23 protein-coding genes are annotated in these 23,128 nt (G+C 53.1%); 13 read left to right on the top strand and 10 right to left on the bottom strand.

Translation table 11 applies throughout. From position 1 onward, the window contains the following. Nucleotide 1 precedes the first annotated feature (1 nt). Entirely contained in the window at nucleotides 2-523 is a 522-nt protein-coding gene (locus QT231_RS09105) for an arsenate reductase (azurin) small subunit (protein ID WP_308336588.1), read from the bottom strand. Nucleotides 524-905: 382 nt separating this feature from the next. Between QT231_RS09105 and QT231_RS09110 the strand changes: the two genes are divergently transcribed. The 6 genes from QT231_RS09110 to QT231_RS09135 all read left to right on the top strand — a co-directional run bounded on the left by QT231_RS09110 (nucleotide 906) and on the right by QT231_RS09135 (nucleotide 7,409). Next, nucleotides 906-1,349, top strand: coding sequence for a GNAT family N-acetyltransferase (locus QT231_RS09110; RefSeq protein WP_308336589.1), 444 nt, complete (start codon nucleotides 906-908; stop codon nucleotides 1,347-1,349). A 100-nt stretch (nucleotides 1,350-1,449) separates the two neighbouring features. After that, nucleotides 1,450-1,959, top strand: coding sequence for an SIS domain-containing protein (locus QT231_RS09115; protein WP_308336590.1), 510 nt, complete (start codon nucleotides 1,450-1,452; stop codon nucleotides 1,957-1,959). 311 nt (nucleotides 1,960-2,270) lie between these two features. Then, entirely contained in the window at nucleotides 2,271-3,293 is a 1,023-nt protein-coding gene (locus QT231_RS09120; protein WP_308336591.1) for an ABC transporter substrate-binding protein, read from the top strand. Between the two features lie 50 nt (nucleotides 3,294-3,343). Further along, nucleotides 3,344-5,545 (top strand): iron ABC transporter permease, encoded by a 2,202-nt coding sequence (locus QT231_RS09125; RefSeq protein WP_308336592.1) that lies wholly within the window; start codon nucleotides 3,344-3,346, stop codon nucleotides 5,543-5,545. Nucleotides 5,546-5,566: 21 nt separating this feature from the next. After that, nucleotides 5,567-6,595, top strand: coding sequence for an ABC transporter ATP-binding protein (locus tag QT231_RS09130; protein ID WP_308336593.1), 1,029 nt, complete (start codon nucleotides 5,567-5,569; stop codon nucleotides 6,593-6,595). Next, on the top strand, nucleotides 6,585-7,409 hold the full coding sequence (locus QT231_RS09135; RefSeq protein WP_308336594.1) for an inositol monophosphatase: 825 nt from the start codon (nucleotides 6,585-6,587) through the stop codon (nucleotides 7,407-7,409). Before QT231_RS09130 ends, QT231_RS09135 begins: the two co-directional genes overlap by 11 nt. A gap of 89 nt (nucleotides 7,410-7,498) precedes the next feature. Here QT231_RS09135 and QT231_RS09140 read toward each other — a convergent pair whose 3' ends face one another. The 8 genes from QT231_RS09140 to arsH all read right to left on the bottom strand — a co-directional run bounded on the left by QT231_RS09140 (nucleotide 7,499) and on the right by arsH (nucleotide 12,743). Beyond that, nucleotides 7,499-7,783, bottom strand: a complete 285-nt coding sequence (locus tag QT231_RS09140) for a CC/Se motif family (seleno)protein (RefSeq protein ID WP_308336595.1) — start codon at nucleotides 7,781-7,783, stop codon at nucleotides 7,499-7,501. Nucleotides 7,784-7,862: 79 nt separating this feature from the next. Further along, complete coding sequence (locus tag QT231_RS09145; protein ID WP_308336596.1) at nucleotides 7,863-8,099, bottom strand: thioredoxin family protein; 237 nt, start codon at nucleotides 8,097-8,099, stop codon at nucleotides 7,863-7,865. A gap of 17 nt (nucleotides 8,100-8,116) precedes the next feature. After that, nucleotides 8,117-9,124, bottom strand: a complete 1,008-nt coding sequence (locus QT231_RS09150) for a permease (protein WP_308336597.1) — start codon at nucleotides 9,122-9,124, stop codon at nucleotides 8,117-8,119. Between the two features lie 94 nt (nucleotides 9,125-9,218). Further along, entirely contained in the window at nucleotides 9,219-9,818 is a 600-nt protein-coding gene (locus QT231_RS09155) for an RNA polymerase sigma factor (RefSeq protein WP_308336598.1), read from the bottom strand. Continuing rightward, a complete protein-coding gene (gene arsC / locus QT231_RS09160; protein ID WP_308336599.1) occupies nucleotides 9,815-10,216 on the bottom strand; it encodes an arsenate reductase (glutaredoxin) in 402 nt (133 codons plus the stop codon). Before arsC ends, QT231_RS09155 begins: the two co-directional genes overlap by 4 nt. Before the next feature lie 18 nt (nucleotides 10,217-10,234). Beyond that, on the bottom strand, nucleotides 10,235-10,903 hold the full coding sequence (locus tag QT231_RS09165; RefSeq protein ID WP_308336600.1) for an NAD(P)H-dependent oxidoreductase: 669 nt from the start codon (nucleotides 10,901-10,903) through the stop codon (nucleotides 10,235-10,237). Between the two features lie 12 nt (nucleotides 10,904-10,915). Then, nucleotides 10,916-11,992 (bottom strand): ACR3 family arsenite efflux transporter, encoded by a 1,077-nt coding sequence (arsB, locus tag QT231_RS09170; RefSeq protein ID WP_308336601.1) that lies wholly within the window; start codon nucleotides 11,990-11,992, stop codon nucleotides 10,916-10,918. Nucleotides 11,993-12,005: 13 nt separating this feature from the next. Further along, nucleotides 12,006-12,743, bottom strand: a complete 738-nt coding sequence (arsH, locus tag QT231_RS09175) for an arsenical resistance protein ArsH (protein WP_308336602.1) — start codon at nucleotides 12,741-12,743, stop codon at nucleotides 12,006-12,008. A 151-nt stretch (nucleotides 12,744-12,894) separates the two neighbouring features. On the opposite strand from arsH, the gene QT231_RS09180 reads away from it, so the two are divergent. The 3 genes from QT231_RS09180 (at nucleotide 12,895) to QT231_RS09190 (ending at nucleotide 16,243) form a co-directional block, all read left to right on the top strand. After that, nucleotides 12,895-13,308 carry an arsenate reductase ArsC gene (locus QT231_RS09180; RefSeq protein WP_308336603.1) on the top strand — a complete coding sequence of 138 codons (414 nt, stop codon included), beginning with the start codon at nucleotides 12,895-12,897 and terminating at the stop codon, nucleotides 13,306-13,308. Nucleotides 13,309-13,332: 24 nt separating this feature from the next. After that, nucleotides 13,333-15,027 carry a methyl-accepting chemotaxis protein gene (locus QT231_RS09185; RefSeq protein WP_308336604.1) on the top strand — a complete coding sequence of 565 codons (1,695 nt, stop codon included), beginning with the start codon at nucleotides 13,333-13,335 and terminating at the stop codon, nucleotides 15,025-15,027. Between the two features lie 76 nt (nucleotides 15,028-15,103). Then, entirely contained in the window at nucleotides 15,104-16,243 is a 1,140-nt protein-coding gene (locus tag QT231_RS09190) for an SLC13 family permease (RefSeq protein ID WP_308336605.1), read from the top strand. A gap of 47 nt (nucleotides 16,244-16,290) precedes the next feature. Here QT231_RS09190 and QT231_RS09195 read toward each other — a convergent pair whose 3' ends face one another. Beyond that, complete coding sequence (locus QT231_RS09195) at nucleotides 16,291-17,478, bottom strand: acetyl-CoA C-acyltransferase (protein WP_308336606.1); 1,188 nt, start codon at nucleotides 17,476-17,478, stop codon at nucleotides 16,291-16,293. Between the two features lie 126 nt (nucleotides 17,479-17,604). Between QT231_RS09195 and QT231_RS09200 the strand changes: the two genes are divergently transcribed. The 4 genes from QT231_RS09200 to QT231_RS09215 all read left to right on the top strand — a co-directional run bounded on the left by QT231_RS09200 (nucleotide 17,605) and on the right by QT231_RS09215 (nucleotide 22,901). Continuing rightward, complete coding sequence (locus QT231_RS09200) at nucleotides 17,605-18,174, top strand: TetR/AcrR family transcriptional regulator (protein ID WP_308336607.1); 570 nt, start codon at nucleotides 17,605-17,607, stop codon at nucleotides 18,172-18,174. A gap of 189 nt (nucleotides 18,175-18,363) precedes the next feature. Further along, nucleotides 18,364-20,034 carry an AMP-binding protein gene (locus QT231_RS09205; RefSeq protein WP_308336608.1) on the top strand — a complete coding sequence of 557 codons (1,671 nt, stop codon included), beginning with the start codon at nucleotides 18,364-18,366 and terminating at the stop codon, nucleotides 20,032-20,034. Between the two features lie 37 nt (nucleotides 20,035-20,071). After that, complete coding sequence (locus QT231_RS09210) at nucleotides 20,072-20,839, top strand: SDR family NAD(P)-dependent oxidoreductase (RefSeq protein WP_308336609.1); 768 nt, start codon at nucleotides 20,072-20,074, stop codon at nucleotides 20,837-20,839. Between the two features lie 256 nt (nucleotides 20,840-21,095). After that, on the top strand, nucleotides 21,096-22,901 hold the full coding sequence (locus QT231_RS09215) for an acyl-CoA dehydrogenase C-terminal domain-containing protein (protein ID WP_308336610.1): 1,806 nt from the start codon (nucleotides 21,096-21,098) through the stop codon (nucleotides 22,899-22,901). The last annotated feature ends 227 nt before the right edge of the window (nucleotides 22,902-23,128 follow it).

The following is a 23,128-nucleotide window of genomic DNA, read 5'->3' on the forward strand; positions in this document are numbered from 1 at the left end:
CTTAGATGATATTGGCCTGGCGGCCATAGATCAGGCCATCAATTGACACCGCCACCAGGGCATCTTCGGTATCGTCATACTCTAGAATGACTCGTGGCAGATTCTCGGTGGCTTGGCCAATGACCATCTGGCCCGTGTTATCCGGGTCGAAGATGCTGTAGTGGCAAGGGCACTTGAAGGCTTCTGCCTCTTGGTCATAAGTAGCCGGGCAGCCCATATGTGTGCACTGGGTGCTATAAGCCACTACATCTTTTTCTGGGCCAACCCCGCCTTTGACCTCTCGCCCTCTGCGAATTACCACGCAGGGTGAACGATCGTCAGGGTAGCTAAAATAAATCGGCTGATTGATGGCCAACTCGCTCAGCTTTGTTACCAGTTCTCGGGGATAAGGCAGGGTAGTGCTTCCAAGTGGAAGTGGAGGACTACCTTGCTGTGCGTGTGTTATAGGGGCGAGCGAAAGGGTACCCACAGCGGCACTGCTGCCGGTTAGTTTGAGGAAATTACGACGACTCAGTTGTGTCATTGTTTAGCACTCCTTTATGGTTGTTGAGAAGCCTGAGACGGGGAATAGTTATATATGGCTATGCAAATATGATAGTCCAGTCTGAGTCTAGTTCTGCTCTGACAGGCGCGCAAGAAACGGATAGCAACCCCACTTCTAGATAAACGTCAGGCTTAGAGTGTCTGTTGACGTTTCATCGCGTTATTCTCTTTTGCTACGAAGTAAAGCGGTCACCATCGAGACCGTGAGCGAGACGTCAATAATCCTTCTCTTTAGTGTTCTAAGAACCCATTAAAGTGAATAAAAAAAACTACATTGACTCATGAAAATGTCCACAAATTCTAAATTCTGGATATGATTAGATACTATCTGATATTAAATACACGCTATGCAGGAACGAAAAATGAAAATTAGGCAAGTCGAACGAAACGAAATTGATAAGGTTCTAAATTTAATTGATGAATATGACCGGCCACGATCATCATGGCCTAGCGATGACAGAGTAGATGAAATTTATACTGCAATATTACAATGTGGTGGATGCGTCATTGGTGTTTTTACCTTAGATAAAATGATTGGCACTTGTACGGTAAACTGTTGTGCCAATCTCAGTTGGTCTGGTCGTCCATTCGCAATTATTGAAAATGTAATTGTCTCAAAGAGTTATAGAAATAAAGGAGTAGGAAAGTCTCTTCTTGAGTACGCTGTAAGTCACTCAAAAAAAATTGGCTGTTATAAAGTAGCATTAATGACGGGTTCGAAAGATCCAGCAACACATAGGTTTTATGATGCCGCAGGTTTTTATCCGACCAAACAGGGCTACCAGATAAGGTTTTTTGATCAGTGAAATAAAACTGTAAAAACTGCCGATGTATAATTTTTAGTTGTTATTTTTTTATGTTAATTATTTTTAATTAAAATTAATGTCGAAACTATTTGGATGTAAAATGTCAATTTATCATATAAGAAATAGCCTGCATGAAGCTTCTACAGCTCTTGAGAGCTTACTTCAAAATCAAAATGCGCTTGCCAGTATTGAGCGTGGAGCTGACTTATTAATAGAAACTTTTGAACGGAAAGGACGTGTCTATTCATGTGGTAACGGAGGCTCAATGTGTGATGCTATGCACTTTGCTGAAGAGCTTACAGGTCGTTACCGTCAAGACCGCGCTACGCTTGCTGCTGCTGCCATCAGTGACCCTGGGCATATAAGCTGTGTTGGTAACGACCTTGGCTATGAGTATGTATTTTCTCGGTACATTGAGGCGCATGGTCGTGAGGGCGACTGCTTATTGGCGCTTAGTACTAGCGGAACGAGCAAAAATGTATTGGTAGCTGCTAGTGCTGCTAAGTCACTAAGTTTGAAAGTTATTATTTTGTCAGGTAGACGTAACCCAGAGCTTGAAGCCTTAAGTGATGTTTACATCTGCACTCCGGCGGGCAGTTTTGCTGATTGAGTTCAAGAGCTGCATATTAAGGTGCTTCATATTCTCATTGAGTTAATTGAGCGGCATTTCTTCCCGGAGAACTATCAACGGAACGCTTGACCTTCGGAAAGGTGCAGCGCTGCGCCTATAACGTTGTTGGTAGAGCGTTCCTCACTCCACAGCTGACAATCTTTCAGGAAGAGCCTCATATCCCCATGGTCGACGTATCTCCTGGGTTTGTACCTGATCGTCAGAGGGTTACATACAACTGCCATCTTGTCGTCATCGACTGTTCATCTTAGCGCTTTACGTTAGTCTTTCTTTACCAGTGGAGAGCTAAGGTGAACATCACTAAAAAAGCAGTTGGATTCGCAGCCGCGCTATGCGTATTACCCACATTGAATGCACAAGCTGAATCCGGTGAATTGGTACTCTATTGCTCCGTGGATGAAAAATGGTGCCGCGTGATGGCAGAAGCCTTTCAGCGTGAGACCGGCATCAACGTTCTGATGACACGCCGCTCTTCTGGTGAAACCTATGCACAGATCCGTGCAGAGCTCGGCCAGCCGCGCGGCGATATTTGGTGGGGCGGCACTGGTGACCCTCATCTACAGGCGGCCCAAGAAGGTTTAACAACCGCTTATCAATCTCCTATGTTGATAGAATTGCAAGACTGGGCAGTGAGTCAGGCAGAGGCGTCTGATTATCGTACAGTGGGTATTTATGCGGGCGGGTTGGGTTTTGGTTATAACACTGATCTGATTAGCGACGATGTGCCATCGTGTTGGTCTGACCTGCTGGACAGTCGCTATCAGGATGATATCCAGGTGGCTAACCCCAACTCCTCGGGAACGGCCTACACCTTGCTGGCAACACTCGTGCAGCTATTTGGAGAAGATGAAGCCTTCAACTATTTGCGCGAACTTAATAATAATGTCAGCCAATACACTCAGTCTGGTAGTGCTCCCATCCGTGCAGCGGGTACTGGGGAGACGGCCATTGGTATTGTCTTTATGCACGATGCGGTCGCCCAAGCGGTTCAAGGCTCACCGATTAAAACCGTAGCGCCCTGCGAAGGCACTGGCTATGAGATAGGCTCCATGAGCATTATCGAGGGCGGCCCCAACAGCGAAAACGCACGTATTTGGTACGATTGGGCACTATCGGCAGATGCGCAGGCGTTGGCCGTACAGGCAAATTCCTTCCAGGTGCCCTCTAACGTTAATGCTGAAACGCCCCCTCAAGCTCCGCGCCTGGCCGATATCACTTTGATTGACTATGACTTTGCATTGTACGGGTCAAGTGAAGAGCGTACCCGCTTGCTGGAGCGCTGGGATCAGGAAATTGGCTCTCTGGCACGCTAACTTTTCAAATTAGTTTGTCGCGCTAGTTGGCGTATCTTAGCGGAGAGTTTATGAAAGCTCATGGTCTTGGGCATAAAGCCAGCGCAAGCTGGCTTTTATTGCTTAGTGTCGCTGTGTTTCTATTGCCCTGGTACAAAGTGCCCCCTGACGGCATTTCGGCTCTTTGGGAATCGGCTTTTTTTCATGCCATGGCAGGCCGCTTGTGGTTATTGCCAGTGATTGTGCTGCCTATAGTTTTGCTCGTGGTATGGCAACAACGATCTGCGCTAAAGCGCCAAACTATGACGTTACTGCTGCTGGCTTTCGGGTTGCTCAGTTTACTGCTTCAAGTATCGCTTATCGGCTTGAACGGCCCGCTATTCACGAGTGTTGCAGGCCTTTTTCCGGGTGCCTCGACAGGCCAAACGGGTTTGGGATGGGGCGGCTTTCTGACGGCGATTGCCCTGTTAGGGCTGTTGGCCAATGAACTGGCGGATAGCGGTTTCTGTAAAGGAGACCAGTTTGCAGCCGCCGCAGTGGTATTTGTCGTGGCGCTGCTCGGTTTGTTCGTCTTTTTCCCCATTATAAAACTTGCCACCACCGCCTTTACGAACCCAGAGGGCGGCCTGGCCCTGCAGGCCTTTGGGGCCCGGTTAATCGCCCCAGAGCTGTGGCGGTTGAATTGTATATCACCAGAGGGTGGCAACTGTGGCGTGGTGATCAACTCCGTCGTGCTGGGGATAATGTCGGCAACATTGTCTACCCTGCTTGGCCTGGCACTGGCGATGCTGGTGGCGCGCACCGGGTTTCGCTTTACAAAAACGCTGCGTGCTATTTCTATACTGCCGATTATAACGCCGCCCTTTGTCGTTGGGGTGGCGTTGATCGTCTTGTTTGGGCGCTCTGGGCTGGTAACCAGCTGGGGCGCAGAGCTGTTTGGAGTGACGCCGTCACGCTGGCTATACGGATTGCCTGGCATATTGATGGCACAAACGCTGGCCTTCACGCCCGTCACCTTTTTGGTACTGCTCGGCACCTTAGAGGCGATTAACCCTTCGCTTGAAGAAGCCTCCCATACGCTGGGCGCAGGCCCAATGCGCACCTTCCAAACCATTACCTTGCCGCTATTACGGCCAGGGCTGGCCGCTGCCTTTTTACTTGCCTTCATCGAGAGTCTGGCTGACTTTGGCAACCCATTGGTACTTGGCGGGGGCTATGAGGTGCTATCGACCAAAATCTTTTTTGCCGTTGTCGGGGCGCGCTATGACCTGGGCAATGCCGCTACGCTGTCGATCATTTTACTGGCACTCACGCTGGGGGCGTTTTGGATTCAGGCGCGCTGGCTAGGCAAAAAAAGCTATGTCACGGTGACCGGCAAGTCAGATGCTGGCTTGGCAGCACCGCTTCCAAAGCCTTTGCAGGCGGTGTCTTACAGCATTGTGGGGCTTTTTGTGCTGTTTACTCTCGCCGTCTACGCCATTGTTTTATTAGGTGGTTTTGTAAATGATATTGGCCGCTGGGATCTCACTCCGACGTTACGCCATCTAGGCACGGCATTTTCGGTTGAGCTGGGTGGCAACGGCATTGAGTTTTATGGCTCGGCCTGGAGTTCGCTTAAAACCACTTTGTTGGTATCAGCCCTGGCTGCGCCACTGACAACGGCCATTGGGATTATCACTGCCTGGTTGATCGCCCGACAAAATTTTGCCGGTAAGCGTCAGTTTGAATTTGGCACCATGCTCAGTTTTGCGATTCCAGGCACGGTCGTTGGGGTCTCTTACGTGGCGGCGTTTAACGTGCCACCGGTGGATATCACCGGCACCATGGTGATACTGGTGATCTGCTTTATGTTCCGCAATATGCCCGTGGGAATGCGCGCGGGTATTGCGGCACTATCTCAAATCGACCGTTCAATGGAAGAGGCTAGCCAGACGCTAGGTGCCGGTGGGTTTACTACCCTGCGGCGAATTGTTTTGCCGTTGGTGAAACCGGCGATGTTCACGGCCATGGTGTACTCCTTCGTCACCGCCATGACGGCCGTGTCAGCGGTTATTTTCTTGGTTAGCGCACGCCACAATATGGCCACGGCTTACATTATGGGGCGCGTGGAAAACGGTGAATACGCGCTGGCAATTACCTATTCTGCCGTTCTTATGCTGGTCATGATCGCCGCTATCGTCATTTTCAGCGCGCTGATTGGCAAGCGACGCCTTGGGCGACGCGCGCCAGATAATGCTAAGCCTCAGCTATCCGAAGCCGTCAGTGTCAATTAACCCGGTTTAAAGGGAGAAACCATGGCTGATCTCGCCATAGAATTTATTGATGTGGTTAAGAAGTACAACGACGTGACGGCGGTGGATCAGATCAACCTATCCATTCGCCGTGGCGAACTGGTGACCTTTCTAGGCCCTTCTGGCTGTGGCAAGACCACCAGTTTACGCCTGGTGGCGGGCCTTGAGTTGCCCACTGCTGGTCAGATGTTGATTCATGGCCGTGATGTAAGCCGTCGCCCGGCATCGGAGCGAAATGTGGGCATGGTGTTCCAGTCGTATGCGTTATTTCCACATATGTCGGTTCTCGACAACGTCTCCTATGGCCCCGTTATTCGCGGTGAGTCCAAAAACAAAGCCCATGCCCGCGCGCTGGAAATTCTCGAACTACTTGGGCTGCCCAATCTTAGCCGTCGATTACCTTCAGAGCTTTCCGGCGGCCAGCAGCAGCGGGTGGCCGTTGCTCGGGCCATTGCCCAGCAACCGGATGTCATGCTGTTCGATGAGCCGCTGTCCAATGTGGACGCCAAATTGCGCCGTCGGGTGCGCGCTGAAATTCGTGAATTACAGCAACGCTTTGGCTTAACGGCTATTTACGTCACGCATGATCAGGAAGAGGCGCTTGCGGTGTCGGATCGCATCGTGGTGATGAACGCTGGGCACATTGCCCAGGTAGGCACGCCAGAAGATTTATACGACCGCCCCAATTCGCCCTTTGTTGCCGACTTTATCGGGGACGCCAACCTGGTAGATGGCAAAGTAGAAGCCGGTTGTTTTAGTGCTGGCAATTTAAACTTGGCCATTCCGGGGGAAGCAGGTAACGCCCGCGTCTCCATTCGCCCGGAGCGTATCGTTCTTGGTGGCAGTGCTAAGCCTGGTTCAATTAGTGGTGAAATCGTTAGTGCGACTTACCTGGGCAGCCGTATGGAGTACGTGATTGCGACCAATTTTACTGAACTCTTGGTTTCCCGCCCCATCGCCGAACCGCGGCTGGGATTAAAGCAGCACGTCTCGTTAGTCATTAATGAAAAGGATTTAACCCGTGTTTCATAATCATTCAAGCACTGACGCCTCTGCTATTGACGCTCGCTTAGCCGTTGCCCGCACGGTCGCTATCAGCGGTGGCGAATTGGCGACCGACTATTTCTATCGCCAGTCAGAGCTGGTGGTCGAAACCAAAATGAGCGCGCAAGATGCCGTTTCTCAAGCTGACAGAAATGTAGAAGATCTAATCCGCCAGCATATTCAAACGGCCTTCCCCGAAGACGGCATTATCGGCGAGGAACGCCCTGAAACGGTCGGCACATCTGGGTTTACCTGGGTTATCGACCCGATTGACGGTACCAGTTTGTTTCTGGCGGGCTTACATCATTGGTGTGTCTCCATCGCGGTAATGCTTGATGACACCACCGTAGTGGGCGTTATACAGGTGCCGCTCTATAAAGAAACCTTTACCGGCAGTCTAAACCAAGGCGCCTTTTTAAATGGTGAGCGTTTGAGCCTTAATAACGCTCACACCATTCAGAACAGCTTGATCGGCGTTGGCGTAAGCCAGCGGGGGCCGACCCAGCATTCGGTAAACGTCATTCAAGCCTTGCTAGCAGGCGGTGGCATGTTCTACCGCAACGGCTCCGGCGCTCTTATGCTGGCCAGCGTTGCAGCAGGGCGATTAGGCGGTTACTACGAAAATCACATTATGCCCTGGGACTGCTTGGCTGGCCTGCTATTGATACGTGAAGCGGGCGGCCTAACCGCGCCTTTTTGCCAGCATTGGCCTCTGGCGAAGGGCGACCACATTATCGCTGCAGCCCCCGGTGTTTGGGACGACTTGAATGCGATTGTAATTGCTGCGGAGAAAGAAGATTAGCCACTATAGTTGGTTGTCGTGCGTATTACCTTGATGCAATAGGTTAGGCTCGGTGATCCTATTTGCAACTGTATGTGCGGTAACGGTAGCTACTTCAATACGCTATCCACATACAGATGTCGTAACTTCCAGAATCCTTCGACGTCCACGCGCAGCCCTTGGTAGGCAAGCTCTTCTGCAATAAATAGGGTGATATCTTCATCGCGATGACCCTGGTAAAGCGAAGGGTCTTTGGGTGTGCTCGCCTCGGCGACAGCAACGTTGGCGAGCCCTCCGCAGCAGCCGTGGCGGGGTGATAAACGCACGGTCACCACACCACCTTGTTGCTTGATAAACGCTTTAGCCGCGTCAGAAACTGCGATTATTTCCGGCATACAGACGCCTGTTAAACGAGGGCTGCCAGCTTACCAGGAAGTAAGCTGGGAGCCAGAAAGAAATCTAGGCACTGAACGTTTAGGCTTTGAGTAGTGCTTCGATTTTTTCACGATTCGGCACGCCTCCGCTGTGTGCAAGTTGGCCATTGACCGCGACGGCTGGGGTCGACATGACCTGATAACGCATAATGACTTGCGGGTCAGTGACTTTAGTCACCTCTACATCGGTGCCCAGCTCTTTGGCAATCGCGGTAATTTGCTCCGCGGTGACGGTGCACTTTTTGCAGCCTGTGCCTAATACTTCGATCTTTTTCATGTTATGTCCTCTTGGGTTTATAAGCTGCTGAATAACCAGGGTGCCAGCAGATTAATTATCCAGCCCACCAACATGAAGTTGATGAGTAGAATGACGAAAATGGTGGCCAGTAAGCGCCACAGCATGACCTGTTTGAGCATGATAAATTCAGGAAAGCTCGCCGCGACGGTGCTCATGCAGAAAGCCAATGTTGTACCCACGGGCAACCCCTTAGTGATCAAGCTTTCCATGATGGGAATGACGCCGGTGGCGTTGGAGTAAAGCGGCAGGCCCGCCAATACGGCTGCCGGGACATTCCACCACTGGCCACTACCCAGGTTGTCACTGAACCAGCCGTCCGGGACAAAGCCGTGCAGCGCGGCGCCTAACCCCACACCGATGATGATCCACTTCCAAATCCGCGCGACAATTTCGAAAAGTTCATTGCGGGCAAATTGGTGGCGCTCTTTTAACGTCAGCGAATGAGATACGGGCGCTGGCTGATTGGCTTGCGGACTGTCAGCGGCGTTCTGATAGGCTTTCGCCGCAAAGTCTTTTAACCAGCGTTCGGCGCCAAAGCTATCCAGCAGCATGCCGCCGCCTATGCCCACGGCCATGCCGATGGTGATATAGACCAGGGTGAACTCCCACCCCAGCAGGCTCCATAGCATGATGACGGCGACTTCATTAATGATCGGTGAGGTAAACAGAAACGCCATGGTAATGCCCAGGGGAATGCCTGCACTGGTGAAGCCAAGAAACAGCGGAATGCTCGAGCACGAGCAAAACGGTGTAATCGCCCCAAAGCCAGCCCCTAAGCCGTAGCCTGCGAAACGGTTCTTTTGCTGAATGTGATAGCGTACCCGCTCCAGATTGAGGGAGGCGCGTAACAAGGCAATGAAGTAAATCATCACCACCAGTAACGCAAAAATTTTGCTCGTATCTTCGACGAAAAAGTGCAGTGAGCCGCCTAACTTGCTGTTAGGGTCAAAGCCGCCCAGATCGTATACCAGCCAACTGGCCAGCCAGGTAAAGATCTCTAACATCGCTGCCTTCCTTTATATGAACTGTTCTATGAAGAAGACGAAGCAATGTGGGAAAGGATGCAGGGAAAAGCCAAATATTTATTTGATTGAGTGGCTATTGGATAGAAGAGGGTAGCGCACGGTGGCAGCAAACCTGGCCTTGATCGTCAAAGACGATCCCACACTGGGCGACCAATCGAGCGCGGAGGCGTTTTCGGGCACGGAGTAGCCGCGCTTTGGTCGCGGGTAGGGTCAATCCATGGCGCTGGGCATAGTCGCTCTGCTTAACGCCGTTTAGATCGCAGGCTGACACAATATCAGCGTCTTCGTCAGCGCAGTGCGCCAGCGCCTGGGCGATACAAGCGGCAAGACTCTCTAAGGGGAGACGGGGTTCTGGGCTATTAGATAAATGTATTGTTTCGATCTTGGTACCTAGCGATGGGGACTCCGGCCTTGGGCGCCGCAACTCATCAATCCACTCATTCTTGGCAACCTTATAAAGCCACGCTTTGGGTTCTGACAGTTGGCAAAACTGGGCGCGATGCGTTAGCGCTTTTACATAGACACGTTGCAAGATGTCGTCGGCGGCGTCCCGGTTGTTGCATAGCGCCAAGAGGTAATAGCGCAGTGCCTGGTGGTGGCGGTTCCAAGCTTCCTCAATGCAGGGTAGGGCTTGAGTAGGAGAGGCTTGGGGTGAGACAGCGTTCTTATTCATGGATAGGTCACTTCGTCACCGTCTTCTTTGGTGAAGTGTGTGATCGGTTGTTCCAAAAGCGCTAATACTTGCTCGGAGGGGCGGCATAAGCGGGTACCCTTATTTGTTACCACAATGGGGCGATTAATCAGAATCGGGTGGGCCATCATGGCGTCGATAAGCTGGTCATCGTTGAGTGATGGATCATCCAGATTCAGCTCGTCATAGGGAGTGCCTTTGCGCCGCAGCAGTTCCCGGGGAGATATCTGCATCATCGCCAGCAGCTCGACCAGCTTTTCGCGGCTGGGTGGTGTTTCCAGATAATAGATCACCTCCGGCGATTCGCCAGAGGCTTCGATCATCGCCAGCGTATTGCGCGACGTACCGCAGTTGGGGTTGTGGTAAATGGTGACGGGCATGGTGACCTCGAGATCGATTTAGCTGTTTTCACTGCCGGGCGCGTTACGTTGAGAAGGCGCAGTTTTAAAAGCGGGCGATACTTTCGTTGGGTCAACTTGGCTTTTATAGCTAGCCGCTGCCTCTGCCCACCACATCAATTGGCCTAAGGTGCGGCCAAAGTAGCTTTCCCAACGCACCTGTTCTTGCTCAAATTGGCCGTCTTCGTTCAGGGCTTCCTGGGCTTTGGGTACGTGTACCATGGCCGATACCGGCAGGCAGCCCAGCTCCGAGAGGAACGCGCGCATGGCTACGGCGGCACGCACGCCACCCCACTGACCCATTGAGTAGGTCACGATGGCGCTGGGTTTAAACGCAAACAGTGAGGCGCCGAAGTGATTAAGCAGGTGGCTTAGCGCCGGGCTCATGGAGTGGTTGTACTCAGGACTGACCATCACGAAACCATCGGCGTTGGTAATTTTGTCAGCAAGCTCTGCTAAGTCCTCCGGCGCATCGTTTTTTGCGTAAGCAAAATGCGGCTTAAACGGATCGCTCAAGTTTAGCGCCAGCGGGTCAATAATCTCAGCCGTTGTCTGCGGTAACGATGAAAGCAAACGCTCGCAGGCCTTTGCTACCCGCTCGCCGAGGCGAGCCGGGGAGGGTGGTGTGCTGGTGCGGGTTGAGCCTAAAAATATCAAATAGTGGGCCATAGCTCTGACTCCTTATTGAGCTTCTGTCGGGAAATGGTGGCGGGTTTTATTGGCAATTCTTACCAGCGCCAGCATTAGCGGCACTTCGACCAAAACGCCCACCACCGTGGCTAGCGCCGCGCCTGACTGTAAGCCAAATAGCGCAATCGCTGCCGCGACCGCCAGTTCAAAGAAGTTGCTGGCACCGATCATCGCCCCTGGTGCCGCAATGTTGTGCGGCAACCGCCACGCTTTCGCCCAGCCGTAGGCGATAAAGAAGATCAAAAACGTTTGAATAATTAGCGGAATCGCGATCAGCACGATATGCAGCGGATTATTCAGAATCACCTCGCCCTGGAAGGCAAATAGCAGTACCAGGGTAATGATCAAGCCAATCGGAGTGATCGGGCCGACGCGCTTCATGAACACATTGTCGTACCATTCGGCACCGCGCTTTTTAATCAGGGTTTGCCGGGTGATATAACCCGCTGCCAGGGGAATCACTATATACAGCACCACGGAGAGGGCAACGGTGTCCCAGGGTACCTGGATATTAGAAATACCCAGTAGGAAGACCACGATGGGGGCAAACGCAAACAGCATAATCAGATCGTTAAGCGCCACCTGCACCAGGGTGTAGGCAGCGTCGCCACGGGTTAAATAGCTCCACACAAACACCATCGCCGTACACGGCGCGGCGCCGAGCAGAATGGCACCGGCTAGATACTGGCTGGCTAACTCGGCGGGAATAAACGGCCGAAAGATGACCATCAAAAACAGCCAGGCAATGGCGAACATGGTGAAAGGCTTGATTAGCCAGTTAACCGTGGTGGTAATAATCAGCCCCTTTGGCTGACGTCGAACCCCCAGCAGAGAAGTGAAGTCAATTTGCGCCATCATGGGAAATATCATCGCCCAGATGAGTATCGCCACCGGAATCGACACCTGCGCCACTTCAAAGCGTGACAGCGTTTCCGGTACCGCTGGGATAAATTGCCCGACCAAAATGCCCACCACAATGGCAATGGCTACCCATAGCGAGAGGTAGCGCTCAAAGACGCCCATGCCTTCGGCAGTGGAGGGCGATGCGTTATCTTGCTGTGCTGACATGTGAAGCTCCTGATTATATGGCGCGTTGATTAACCCGCTTGGAGAGCTCTTCCGCGCTCTCTTTGCGCTCTGAGTAACGATCGGTGAGCAGCTCGCTACGATCACGCACTAGCAGTGTGAATTTCACCAACTCTTCCATGACATCGACGATGCGGTCGTAGAAAGGGGAAGCTTTCATACGGTCGTTATCATCAAACTCCATAAAGGCTTTGGGCACGGAGGATTGATTGGGGATCGTCAGCATGCGCATCCAGCGCCCCAGAATGCGCAGTTGGTTGACGGTGTTGAAGGACTGCGAACCGCCGCATACCTGCATTACCGCTAACGTCTTGCCCTGAGTCGGGCGCACGCCACCCAGGGCAAGTGGGATCCAGTCTATCTGCGCTTTCATAATGCCGGTCATCGCACCGTGGCGTTCCGGCGAGCACCACACCATGCCTTCTGACCATTGAGCCAACTGACGTAGCTCGTCGACTTTGGGGTGGCTGGCATCTTCTGCATCCGGCAGCGGCAATCCTCTAGGATCAAAGATGCGTGTTTCGGCGCCCATGGCATTGAGTAAACGTGCGGCTTCTTCAACCGCCAAACGGCTGAAGGAGCGTTCTCTCAGGGAGCCATATAGCAGCAATATTTTAGGCGCGTGTTCAGAGCGTTGGGGGATACCCAACCGCTCGCAGCTGGGTGGCTCAAAGAGCTCAGCGTCAATATTGGGTAAATCATTGAGGCCAGCAAAATCATTAAGTGAGGTCATCGCGGTCTCCCAGTTTTGATTCGTAGTAGATTAATGACTCCATCATATATGTTTTTTCGTATATTTCTAGAGCAACTGCTTGTCTGCAATATTGCCGTCATGATCCCGGCGTAGAGTGACAGCCACTGAATACATAAGAGGCTGTTTATTTATGACCAAGCGCCGCGTGTTGTTTCTCTGCAATGCTAACTCTGCTCGATCTCTAATGGGGGAGGCGCTGCTTCGTCATATGGCAGATGACCGTTTTGAAGCGTTTAGTGCCGGTTCTGAGCCTGACGAGCCCCATGCATTGACCCTTGAGGCATTGCGCAAGCAGGGCCTTCCCACCGAAGGTTTGCGCAGTAAGTCATTGGATGAGTTTGAAAGCGAGAACTTCGATTTTGTCATTGTGCTGTGTGACAAGGCCCAGCAAGCGTGTCGTGAATGGCAAGGTGACGCGAATGAAGTGTTTTTCTGGGATATTCGCGATCCGCGCCTGATTGGCAAGCCAGATGCTTACGAGCAGGCGTTATCCGAAATTCGCCGGCGCCTGCAGCTCTGGCTGCCCCTCCATAAGTCTGATTAATCTTACTGAAAGGGGCGGGTCGAGATGAAATGGATCAATAACTTAAGCGTTAAGGCAAGCTGGACGCTCGTGCTAGTTGCGTTCAGTGGTTTGGTGCTCATCATTGGTGCGCTGGGACTGTTCGCCAACCATTTTGGTCGTGAGGCATTCACGTCGCTTCATGAAAGGGATATGGCGCAAATTAGCAATCTGGATAGCGCCTACTCACAGCTGTTGCGTGCGCGTATACAAATGAACCGTGCAGCGGAGTTAATCCGTACCCCTTCGTTTGATCGCCCCGAACCACTTATGGAAGAGGCCCAGAGTCTGCTTGATGAGGCGTCTGAGCATTTCAATCGATTTATAGCCAGTGACTTCGATCAAGATCAGCAGGCGCTGGTTGATCAGTTAGCCGCTAACTATCGATCTTTCGTTAATAATAATCTCAGTCTACAGATGATGATGCTTGAAGAGAGCGACGTACCTGGCTTTCTTTCGGGTGAGTCACGGGTGGATGATAGTAGTCAACGGTTTGTAGAGAGTGCTGAAAACTTTTTTGCTGCTTCCGACCAGCGAGGGAATGACTTGCTTATGCGTTTTGAGCAGGTCTCATCGCTACTCTTTTGGGGCGTAATTGCCGCGCTTAGCGCTGCGCTGCTAGTGGTAACAGTGGTGGTCTGGGGCGTGCGTAAAAACGTGCTTCGACCTTTGAAGGTGATCACTGGGCACTTCCAGCGCATAGCTAACGGGGATCTTTCTGCACCTGTAACGGCGTACTCAAGCAATGAAATTGGTCAGCTGTTTAGTGAGTTGGAAAAGATGCAACACTCTTTGACGGCCACCGTTAATCGACTCAATGCCAGTAGCCAGCAGGTATACAGTAACAGCCAGGAGATGACCGAGCAGAACCAGCTTCTGGCGAGTCAAACCGACACCCAAGTATCAGCCTTGCAGCAAATGGCAGCGAGCTTGGAACAGCTTACCGCCACGGTGAATCAAAATGCTGAAAGCGCGGCACACGTTAATCAATCAACGGCGGATGTGTCCCATAAAGCGCGGCAGGGGGATGAGGTGATTAGCCAGTTTATCGCCACTATGGAAGCGATCAATAATCACTCCGAAGAGATTCAAAGCATTATCCGTATGATTGAAAGCATTGCTTTCCAAACCAATATTTTAGCGCTCAATGCCTCGGTTGAGGCTGCGCGTGCCGGTGAGCACGGGCGTGGATTTGCGGTGGTCGCCAATGAGGTTCGTGCGCTGGCAACCCGAAGTGCCAATGCCGCCAGCGAGATTCGAACGCGCATTGAAGCGTCGAGTGCGAGTGTCCAGCAGGGTAGCGTGTTGTCGCAACAGGCTGGTGAGCATACTCGGGCAATTATGCAGGCAGCGAGTAATGTGGATACGCTAATGACGCAAATCACCCACGCTTCCGAGGAGCAGCGGCGAGGCATTGAAGAGGTCAACCTAGCGGTTGCCCAGATCGATACCACTACCCAGGACACCATGCGTTTAGTTAATCAGGCAGCCCAGAGCGCAGAGGTGTTGTCCCAGGAAGCCTTGCAGATGCGTGAGTATGCTGGCCAATTTAGCGTGGTCGAAAAAGATCCTAGATCAAATCTAGCTGACGTCAGTGAAGAGCACGACGAATATCCTGAATGGGAGCAGCTTAGCCACCAAGACGTTGCCATGGCTGATGCCCAAACTCGTCGTCAAACGAGTTTATTGGCCTCCGCTTAGCGTTCTGGATTAGGGAATTTGCTTTACTCATTGGCTTACAGCGTTATCATGCGATTTTTTCTGAGCATCATGTAGCGTGTTGGTAACCAAGAGGGCACTGGCCCCGGTCAGTTTATTTATCCAGCGTTTTCTTAACGACCCTATGCTGCTCTCAATGAGTGTGCTATGGGTCGTTTTGTGTTGGCTGGAACCTCAGTCGCTTAGCAAGATGGCTGAACGGGTTCACTGGACGACCCTGGCGGTGTTGACGGGCCTGATGGTGCTCAGTAGGGCTTTAGAGCTAAGCGGCTATCTAGCCTTCTGGGGGCGTCGGCTATTAGCCCACTTGCGTGGCGAGCGTCGTCTGGCGGTTGGGTTGGTTATGTTCTCAGCGCTACTCTCGGCGGTAGTCACCAACGATGTGGCGCTGTTTATTGTGGTGCCGCTGACGCTTAGCCTAGCCGGAATGGCGACACTACCGATTGGGCGTTTGATTGTGTTCGAGGCGCTGGCGGTCAATGCGGGGTCGTCGCTGAGCCCGATAGGTAATCCACAAAACCTCTATTTATGGCAGCACTCGGGTGTTAGCTTTGGCGAGTTTTTATCAGCCATGTTGCCGCTAGGTATGGGGCTGATGGTACTGCTGTTACTTCTTGTTCCTTTGGCGTTTCCTAGCGCATTACTACGTTTAGATACAGTGGCAAGCGTACGCAGTGAGCGGTTGCAAAAGCCGTTATGGGCAGCGCTAATCGGTTACCCGCTATTCTTGTTCGCAGTTGAAATGGGTTGGGCAACCCAGGCAATGGCAGCTGTTTTGCTGGTGATGTTGATCGTGGCCCGACGGGCGGTGTTTAGCATCGACTGGCTGCTGCTGGTCGTATTTGTCTTAATGTTTGTGAATTTGAGTGTGATCGGTGAGTTGGGGGTTGTTCAGCAGATGATTGGCTCCATGCAGCAGTGGCCGGGGGGTGATACCAGCGTCGGTGTGCTGCTCTCACAGCTGTTATCCAACGTGCCGGCAACGTTGGTTCTTGCCCAGCAGAGTGAGTGGCAGCCGCTCGCCTGGGGCGTCAGCGTGGGTGGTTTTGGTGTAGTGATTGGTTCAATGGCTAATTTAATCGCGCTACGGTTGGCACGACAGCCAGGGATGTTGATGGAGTTTCATCGCTGGTCGATTCCCATGCTGGGGCTTGGCTGGCTGTTTGCTGCAGTGTGGACAAGCGCCCTGGCTAGGTAACAGTGCCAGGGCGTTTACCAGCGAGGTTCTATCGCTACAGAGCGCGATTAGTCGATTAGCTCGACGGCCACTGCCGTTGCTTCACCCCCGCCAATACATAGGCTTGCAATGCCGCGCTTGCCGCCTTTAGTGCGCAGGGCATGAATCAGGGTGGCAATAATACGTGAGCCGGTAGAACCAATCGGGTGGCCTTGGGCGCAGGCGCCACCAAACACATTGACCTTGTCATGGGGCAGACCCAAGTCATCCATGGCCATCAGTGTCACCACCGCGAAGGCTTCGTTAATTTCGAATAGATCGACGTCATTAACGCCCCAGTCGAGCTTTTTCATCAGCTTTTCAATCGCACCCACCGGCGCGATGGTGAACTCGCTAGGATGGCGAGAGTGTGTCGAGTGACCCAGCATGCGCGCAAGTGGCTTAATACCGTGCTGATCGGCTGCTGTTTGGCTGGCCAGGATAAGTGCCGAAGCGCCGTCGGAAATTGAGCTGGCATTGGCGGCGGTAATCGTTCCGTCTTTGGCAAAAGCAGGGCGAAGCTGGCGGATTTTATCGAGTTTGGCTTGGAAGGGCTGTTCATCGTGCTCGACCAGGGTTTCGCCCTGGCGAGAGGTGACCATAACGGGTGCCATCTCGGTGCTTAAGTGGCCTGCGTTAGTAGCGGCCATGGCGCGCTCAAGGGAGGCTATGGCAAAGTCATCCAGGCGCTCGCGGGTATAACCGCGATCCGAGGCCACATCCTGAGCAAACACACCCATTAGTTTGCCCGTTTCGGCATCTTCCAGCCCATCCAAAAACATATGGTCTTTGAGCTCGCCGTGGCCCAGACGATAGCCGCCGCGCGCCTTGGTTAGCACGTGAGGGGCGTTAGACATCGACTCCATGCCGCCCGCCAGTAAAATATCGCCACTGCCGGCCTTGATTAAATCATGGGCAAGCATGGTGGCTTTCATGCCCGAACCGCATAGCTTATTAATCGTGGTGGCGCCATTGACATCCGGAATACCCGCCTGGCGCATAGCCTGACGTGCTGGCCCCTGTTTAACGCCTGCAGGCAGTACGCAGCCCATAATGCCTTCGCTGATGGCAGCAGGGTCAATGCCGGACGCTTCAATCGCTGCTTTGATGGCGACCGCGCCAAGCTCGGGCGCTGTCATGCTCGCCAGGCTGCCCATCATGCCGCCCATCGGCGTACGTTTGGCAGCGAGGAATACAACATCAGTGGGGTTACTCATGGCGAATCTCCTTCATGTTTATTGTGATTATCATGCCGAGTAGTCGGTGATACGTTGACCCGTAGGCGGTGCTGTGGTTTTCTCCAGAGTAACCAAGCAAGCGCTAGTGTAAACGACATGAATGTAATGAATGCATCTCCTCGCCGCAAGGAATTGACGCGCCTCGCTGCCCAGCTATTCGTCCAAGAGGGCTTTGACCGCACGACGGTGCGCATGCTGGCGCAGGAAATGGGCATCAAGTCCGGTAGCTTGTTTCATCATTTTAAAGATAAGCAGGAAATCCTCGCGGCGGTCATCGAAGAGGGCACTCAAAATGCCTTGGTGATTGCGCGCAAAGCCTTGGATGAGTGTGCTGAAGATCCTGAAGTACGACTGCGCGCTATGGCCCGTGCTCATTTGGAGACCCTGTTTACCGATCGCAATGCCCATGTGGTGGCACTGTTTGAGTGGCGCCGACTCGACCCTGCGGCCAGCGCCCATCTGAGCCACCTACGCGATGCTTACGAGGCGTTATGGGTCGCGGTTATTGACGATGCATTGGAAGCGGGGTTGATCCATGGTGACCGCTTTCTTGTCTCGCGCTTTGTACTGGGGGCGCTAAACTGGACGGTTCGCTGGTACGACCCCAACGGCCCACGCTCGCCCGATGACCTCGCTGATGAGCTTGTTGCCATGATTATGCCTACCTCTGCTTGATGCCTCGATAACGGCGACTTCGACTAACGTCTAGCGCGACAATTTATAACAGTGCTTGCTCTCTGCGCCGATTACTTTTAGCGTTGCTCTTATCTTTAAGCTTACGTTAACGTCAACGGCTAAATATAACAACACTGCTGGCGCCTATTCTCACTACGAGCTCATTTCCAATAACACAAGAGAGCCATCATGACAGCGACATCACAATCACTGCCCGACTATCACCACTACCTCAATAATTTCTCCGTGGATAGCGTAATCGCCCGCCTGGATGACCACCAGGATGGCTTGCTGAATGCCTATGAAGCCTGCTGTGGGCGTCATGTGCGTGAGGGGCGTGGCGAGGTGTTGGCGCTGGTGCAGGAAGACACCGAAGGCAACATGCATACCCTGACCTACGCCGAGCTTGATGAGCAGAGCGCGAAGCTGGCGGGGTGGTTTGTATCCCAAGGGTTGGGTAAAGGCGACCGCATTGCCTGCATGCTGCCGCGGACACCGCAGCTGTTGATTGCAGTGCTCGCCACATGGCGTATTGGCGCGGTTTATCAGCCGCTGTTTACGGCTTTTGGGCCCGATGCGGTGGACTATCGGCTGGGGCGAGCGGATACCAGGTTGGTGATTACTGATCACGCTAACCGCTATAAGTTTGATGGCCTTAGCCAGTGCCCGCCGGTGCTGGCGGTAGGAGGGGCAACCAGCGAGCACGCCAATGATCGCGACTGGCAGGCAGCATTGACGTATACGTCAATGAGCGACACGCCGCCGCGGCTCTCACCCGAAGAGCCATTTCTGCAAATGTTCACCTCCGGTACCGTGGGTAAGCCCAAAGGTGTTGCCGTTCCGTTGGCGGGTATGACCGCTTTTGCGATCTATATGGAGCTGGCCATTGACCTGCGTGATGACGACCGTTTCTGGAATATGGCCGACCCTGGCTGGGCCTATGGCCTTTACTATGCGATCACCGGGCCACTGTTGCTCGGTGTGACGACGCATTTTTGCGAGGCAGGGTTTAGCGCCGAAGGGGCGCTGGCGTTTATGAAGCGCCACCACATCACTAATTTTGCCGCTGCGCCGACTGCTTACCGGCTGATGAAGGCATCCGGCCTGTTTGATGATGCCCATGAAACCCTCGAGCTGCGTGCTGCTAGTTCGGCGGGTGAGCCTCTAAACACGGAAGTGGTGACCTGGGTGGAAAAGTCGCTGGGCTGCCCGGTTATGGATCACTACGGCCAAACTGAAACCGGCATGACGTGCAATAACCACCACGCCCTTGATCACCTCAAGCATGTGGGCGCAATGGGCGTGCCGATGCCGGGTTATCGCCTGGCGATTTTGGACGCGGAGTATCACGAGCTGCCCGCCGGGGAGCCGGGAGTCCTTGCTGTGGATATCAAAAATTCACCAGCGCATTTCTTCCAGGGCTATACCTGGCAAGAGAAGAACCCCTTCGTAGAAGGTTATTACCTAACGGGCGACGTGGTGATCCGTAATGAAGATGGCACCTTTCAGTTTGCCGGCCGCGATGACGATATTATTACCACGGCGGGTTACCGCGTGGGGCCAACGGATGTCGAGAATAGTGTGATGACGCATCCTGCCGTCGCTGAATCGGCAGCGGTAGGGCAGCCCGATGAGATCCGCGGTGAGGTGATCAAATCGTATATCGTGCTGCGCGAAGGCTATGAGGCGAGTGACGAGCTTGCTGATGAGATCAAACAGCGGGTGCGGGAGCGGCTATCAACCCACGCCTTCCCACGCATTATTGAGTTTGTCGAGGAGCTGCCTAAAACCCCTAGCGGCAAGATTCAGCGCTTTAAATTGCGCGCCCAGGCGGTAGAAGAAGCCAAGGCTGCCAAGTAAATATAAGCCATCCACAACAACCACAGGGAATACGGTTATGCAGGTTAAGGATAATACGTTTTTAATTACCGGCGCCGCTTCGGGGCTAGGGGCAGCAACCGCTGAGCGGTTAGTCGCGGCGGGTGCTCGCGTCGTTTTGTGCGATCTAAACGATAGTGTCAAAACCCATGCTGAGCAGTTGGGGGAGCAGGCTCAAGCGTGCCTGGCGGATATCACCTCAGCCGAACAAATGCAGCAGGCGGTCGATAAAGCGGTAGCGCTGGGTGGTGATCGTGGGCTTTCGGGGGTAGTTCACTGCGCAGGCGTGGTTAGCGTGGCCAAGTTGGTGGATCGTGAGGGTAACCCGGCTGATTTAGACAGCTACGCTAAAACGATCAATATCAACCTAATCGGCACTTTTAACGTTATGCGACTTGCGGCTGCCGCGATGGCTAAAAATGCGCCTAATGAGAGTGGCGAGCGTGGGGTGATCATTAATACCGCTTCTATTGCCGCTTTTGATGGACAGGTAGGGCAGTGTGCCTACAGTGCCTCTAAAGCGGGTGTTGTGGGTATGAGTCTTCCCGCTGCCCGTGAGCTATCCCGGCATGCTATTCGGGTCATGGCCATCGCGCCGGGCGTATTTGAAACGCCGATGATGAGCGAAATTCCCGACGAAGCTGCCCAGGCGCTAGCAGCCGCAGTGCCTTTTCCTAAGCGGTTGGGTAAGCCGGATGAGTTTGCGCAACTCGCCGAGCAAATTATTACCAATCCCATGCTTAACGGCGAGTTGATCCGTTTGGACGGCGGCATTCGCATGCAGTAAGTGGGTGGTAAGTAGAAGGCAGCAAAATAAAACGACTCGTCGGCTTTTGGCTGGCGAGTTTTTTATGATTGGTGTTAGGGGCTTACAAAGCGCGCTACCAAAGTTGTAGGGAGTTTTTAGGCTTAATTCAAACGCTTGCTTGACTCTGTAGGTCTTGCGCGCTAATTTTCAAACATGCGTTTGAAAGCCGTGAGTTTATAAGTACATTTATTAAGTGTAGAGCGGCTCTCAACCACCCCATTTCAGGAGAAGTGCGATGCCCAGTTATCAAGCCCCTATTCGTGATATGCGTTTCGTTATGGACGAAATGCTCGACTACCCCGCTCATTACGCGCGTCTACCCAGTGGTGATGACGCATCGCCAGATGTGGTGAGCGCAATTCTAGAAGAGGGTGCGCGCTTCGCCCGTGACGTATTGCTTCCGATCAATCAGAGTGGTGATGAAGAGGGTTGCCTACTGGAAGGGGGTGAGGTCAAAGCGCCTAATGGTTTTAAAGAAGCCTACCAGCAGTACGTAGAAGGCGGCTGGCCGAGCCTGGCTGCCGATCCTGCCCATGGTGGCCAGGGCCTGCCGCCTTCATTGGCGATGCTGCTATCGGAAATGATCTGTGCGACTAACCTGGCTTGGGGTATGTACCCTGGGCTCTCTCATGGCGCGGCCGATGCGCTGAAGCACCATGGCACCGACGAGCAAAAAGCCACGTACCTCACCAAGCTGGTTGAAGGGGTATGGACAGGCACCATGTGCCTAACTGAGCCGCACTGCGGTACTGACCTCGGTTTGATCAAGACGCGAGCGGTGCCTACCGATGGTGACGCTTATGCGATTACCGGCACGAAGATATTTATCTCCGCTGGTGAGCATAATCTGGCTGAAAATATCGTCCATTTGGTATTGGCAAAGCTGCCGGATGCGCCGGAAGGCTCAAAAGGTATATCGCTGTTTGTAGTGCCTAAGTTCTTGCCCGATACCCAAGGTAATGTGGGTGAGCGCAATGGCGTAACCTGTGGATCGCTTGAGCACAAGATGGGGATTCACGGTAATGCCACCTGCGTGATGAACTTTGATGGCGCAACCGGTTATTTGGTGGGGCCCCCTAATAAAGGGCTGGCGTGCATGTTCACCATGATGAACGCAGCGCGTCTCGGCGTGGGCATTCAAGGGCTGGGTTTGATTGAAGCCAGTTTTCAGAATTCACTGAGCTATGCGCGTGACCGTCTACAAATGCGTAGCCTGTCGGGTAAGCAGGCGCCTGAAAAGCCCGCTGATCCGATTATCGTCCATCCCGATGTACGCCGCATGCTGCTGACTCAGAAAGCCTTTGCCGAAGGCGGGCGTATGCTGGTGCTTTACGCCGCGCAAATGCTCGATGTGGTTGAGCACGGTGAGTCGGGTGAAGAGCGCGATCATGCTGAAACTCTGCTTGGCTTGCTGACGCCTATTGTTAAAGCCTTTCTGACCGAAGTGGGTTTTGAAAGTACCAATGAGGGTGTGCAGATTTATGGCGGCCACGGCTTTATTAAAGAGTGGGGCATGGAGCAATTGGTTCGCGATGCGCGTATTACCCGGCTCTATGAAGGTACTACCGGGATCCAGGCGCTTGATCTGCTGGGTCGCAAAGTGCTTATGAGTCAGGGCGAATCGCTAAAAGTCTTTACCAAAGAGATCCATAAGTTTTGCAAAGCTGAAGCCGATAATCCTGCTCTCAAAGAGTTTGTCGAGCCGCTGGCTAAGCTCAATGCAGAGTGGGGCGAACTGACCATGGGCGTAGGCATGAAGGCAATGCAAGACCGCGAAGAAGTCGGTGCGGCGAGCGTTGATTACCTCATGTACTCCGGCTACGTCACGCTGGCCTACCTATTTGCCCGCGCGGCCAAGCAGGCGTCAGCTTCTTTGGAGGGTGACGATAAAGCCTTCTACACCGCTAAGTTGAATACTGCCCGCTTCTATTACCAGCGGTTACTGCCACGCACCAAGGCGCATGCACAGATGATTCAATCTGGCGCTTCCAGCCTAATGGCTATCTCCAGCGAAGATTTTGGTTTGGGTTTTGAAATCTAAAGCGTCGACTACTGATGGTGTGAGGTAAATTGCGCCAACGAGCACTCTCTGATCAGGCGTTCTGATCGGTGGTTTGCGGCAGAAGGGTATCCTTCTGCCGCTTTTTTATAGTGCGCCAGGCATGGCGCGCAGCGCCTTGACTGGCGCTGTTCCTGGGGGTGGTGCCTCAGGATGACTTGGGGGTGAAAGTCCCCTGCACGCCCGGCAAGGGGAAGTGCTAGCCGACG

The sequence above is a fragment of the Halomonas sp. SpR1 genome (genome assembly GCF_031010175.1).
GTDB lineage: Bacteria > Pseudomonadota > Gammaproteobacteria > Pseudomonadales > Halomonadaceae > Vreelandella.

Excerpts from the sequence above, each read along its gene's own strand:
- QT231_RS09110 (WP_308336589.1), top strand. The coding sequence starts at position 906 with ATGAAAATTAGGCAAGTCGAACGAAACGAAATTGATAAGGTTCTAAAT.
- arsB (WP_308336601.1), bottom strand. The coding sequence starts at position 11,992 with ATGTCAGCACAGCAAGATAACGCATCGCCCTCCACTGCCGAAGGCATG.
- QT231_RS09200 (WP_308336607.1), top strand. The coding sequence starts at position 17,605 with ATGAATGCATCTCCTCGCCGCAAGGAATTGACGCGCCTCGCTGCCCAG.
- QT231_RS09115 (WP_308336590.1), top strand. The coding sequence starts at position 1,450 with ATGTCAATTTATCATATAAGAAATAGCCTGCATGAAGCTTCTACAGCT.
- QT231_RS09215 (WP_308336610.1), top strand. The coding sequence starts at position 21,096 with ATGCCCAGTTATCAAGCCCCTATTCGTGATATGCGTTTCGTTATGGAC.
- QT231_RS09205 (WP_308336608.1), top strand. The coding sequence starts at position 18,364 with ATGACAGCGACATCACAATCACTGCCCGACTATCACCACTACCTCAAT.
- QT231_RS09180 (WP_308336603.1), top strand. The coding sequence starts at position 12,895 with ATGACCAAGCGCCGCGTGTTGTTTCTCTGCAATGCTAACTCTGCTCGA.
- arsH (WP_308336602.1), bottom strand. The coding sequence starts at position 12,743 with ATGACCTCACTTAATGATTTTGCTGGCCTCAATGATTTACCCAATATT.
- QT231_RS09140 (WP_308336595.1), bottom strand. The coding sequence starts at position 7,783 with ATGCCGGAAATAATCGCAGTTTCTGACGCGGCTAAAGCGTTTATCAAG.
- QT231_RS09130 (WP_308336593.1), top strand. The coding sequence starts at position 5,567 with ATGGCTGATCTCGCCATAGAATTTATTGATGTGGTTAAGAAGTACAAC.
- QT231_RS09185 (WP_308336604.1), top strand. The coding sequence starts at position 13,333 with ATGAAATGGATCAATAACTTAAGCGTTAAGGCAAGCTGGACGCTCGTG.
- QT231_RS09145 (WP_308336596.1), bottom strand. The coding sequence starts at position 8,099 with ATGAAAAAGATCGAAGTATTAGGCACAGGCTGCAAAAAGTGCACCGTC.
- QT231_RS09210 (WP_308336609.1), top strand. The coding sequence starts at position 20,072 with ATGCAGGTTAAGGATAATACGTTTTTAATTACCGGCGCCGCTTCGGGG.
- arsC (WP_308336599.1), bottom strand. The coding sequence starts at position 10,216 with ATGCCCGTCACCATTTACCACAACCCCAACTGCGGTACGTCGCGCAAT.
- QT231_RS09105 (WP_308336588.1), bottom strand. The coding sequence starts at position 523 with ATGACACAACTGAGTCGTCGTAATTTCCTCAAACTAACCGGCAGCAGT.
- QT231_RS09155 (WP_308336598.1), bottom strand. The coding sequence starts at position 9,818 with ATGAATAAGAACGCTGTCTCACCCCAAGCCTCTCCTACTCAAGCCCTA.
- QT231_RS09125 (WP_308336592.1), top strand. The coding sequence starts at position 3,344 with ATGAAAGCTCATGGTCTTGGGCATAAAGCCAGCGCAAGCTGGCTTTTA.
- QT231_RS09165 (WP_308336600.1), bottom strand. The coding sequence starts at position 10,903 with ATGGCCCACTATTTGATATTTTTAGGCTCAACCCGCACCAGCACACCA.
- QT231_RS09195 (WP_308336606.1), bottom strand. The coding sequence starts at position 17,478 with ATGAGTAACCCCACTGATGTTGTATTCCTCGCTGCCAAACGTACGCCG.
- QT231_RS09150 (WP_308336597.1), bottom strand. The coding sequence starts at position 9,124 with ATGTTAGAGATCTTTACCTGGCTGGCCAGTTGGCTGGTATACGATCTG.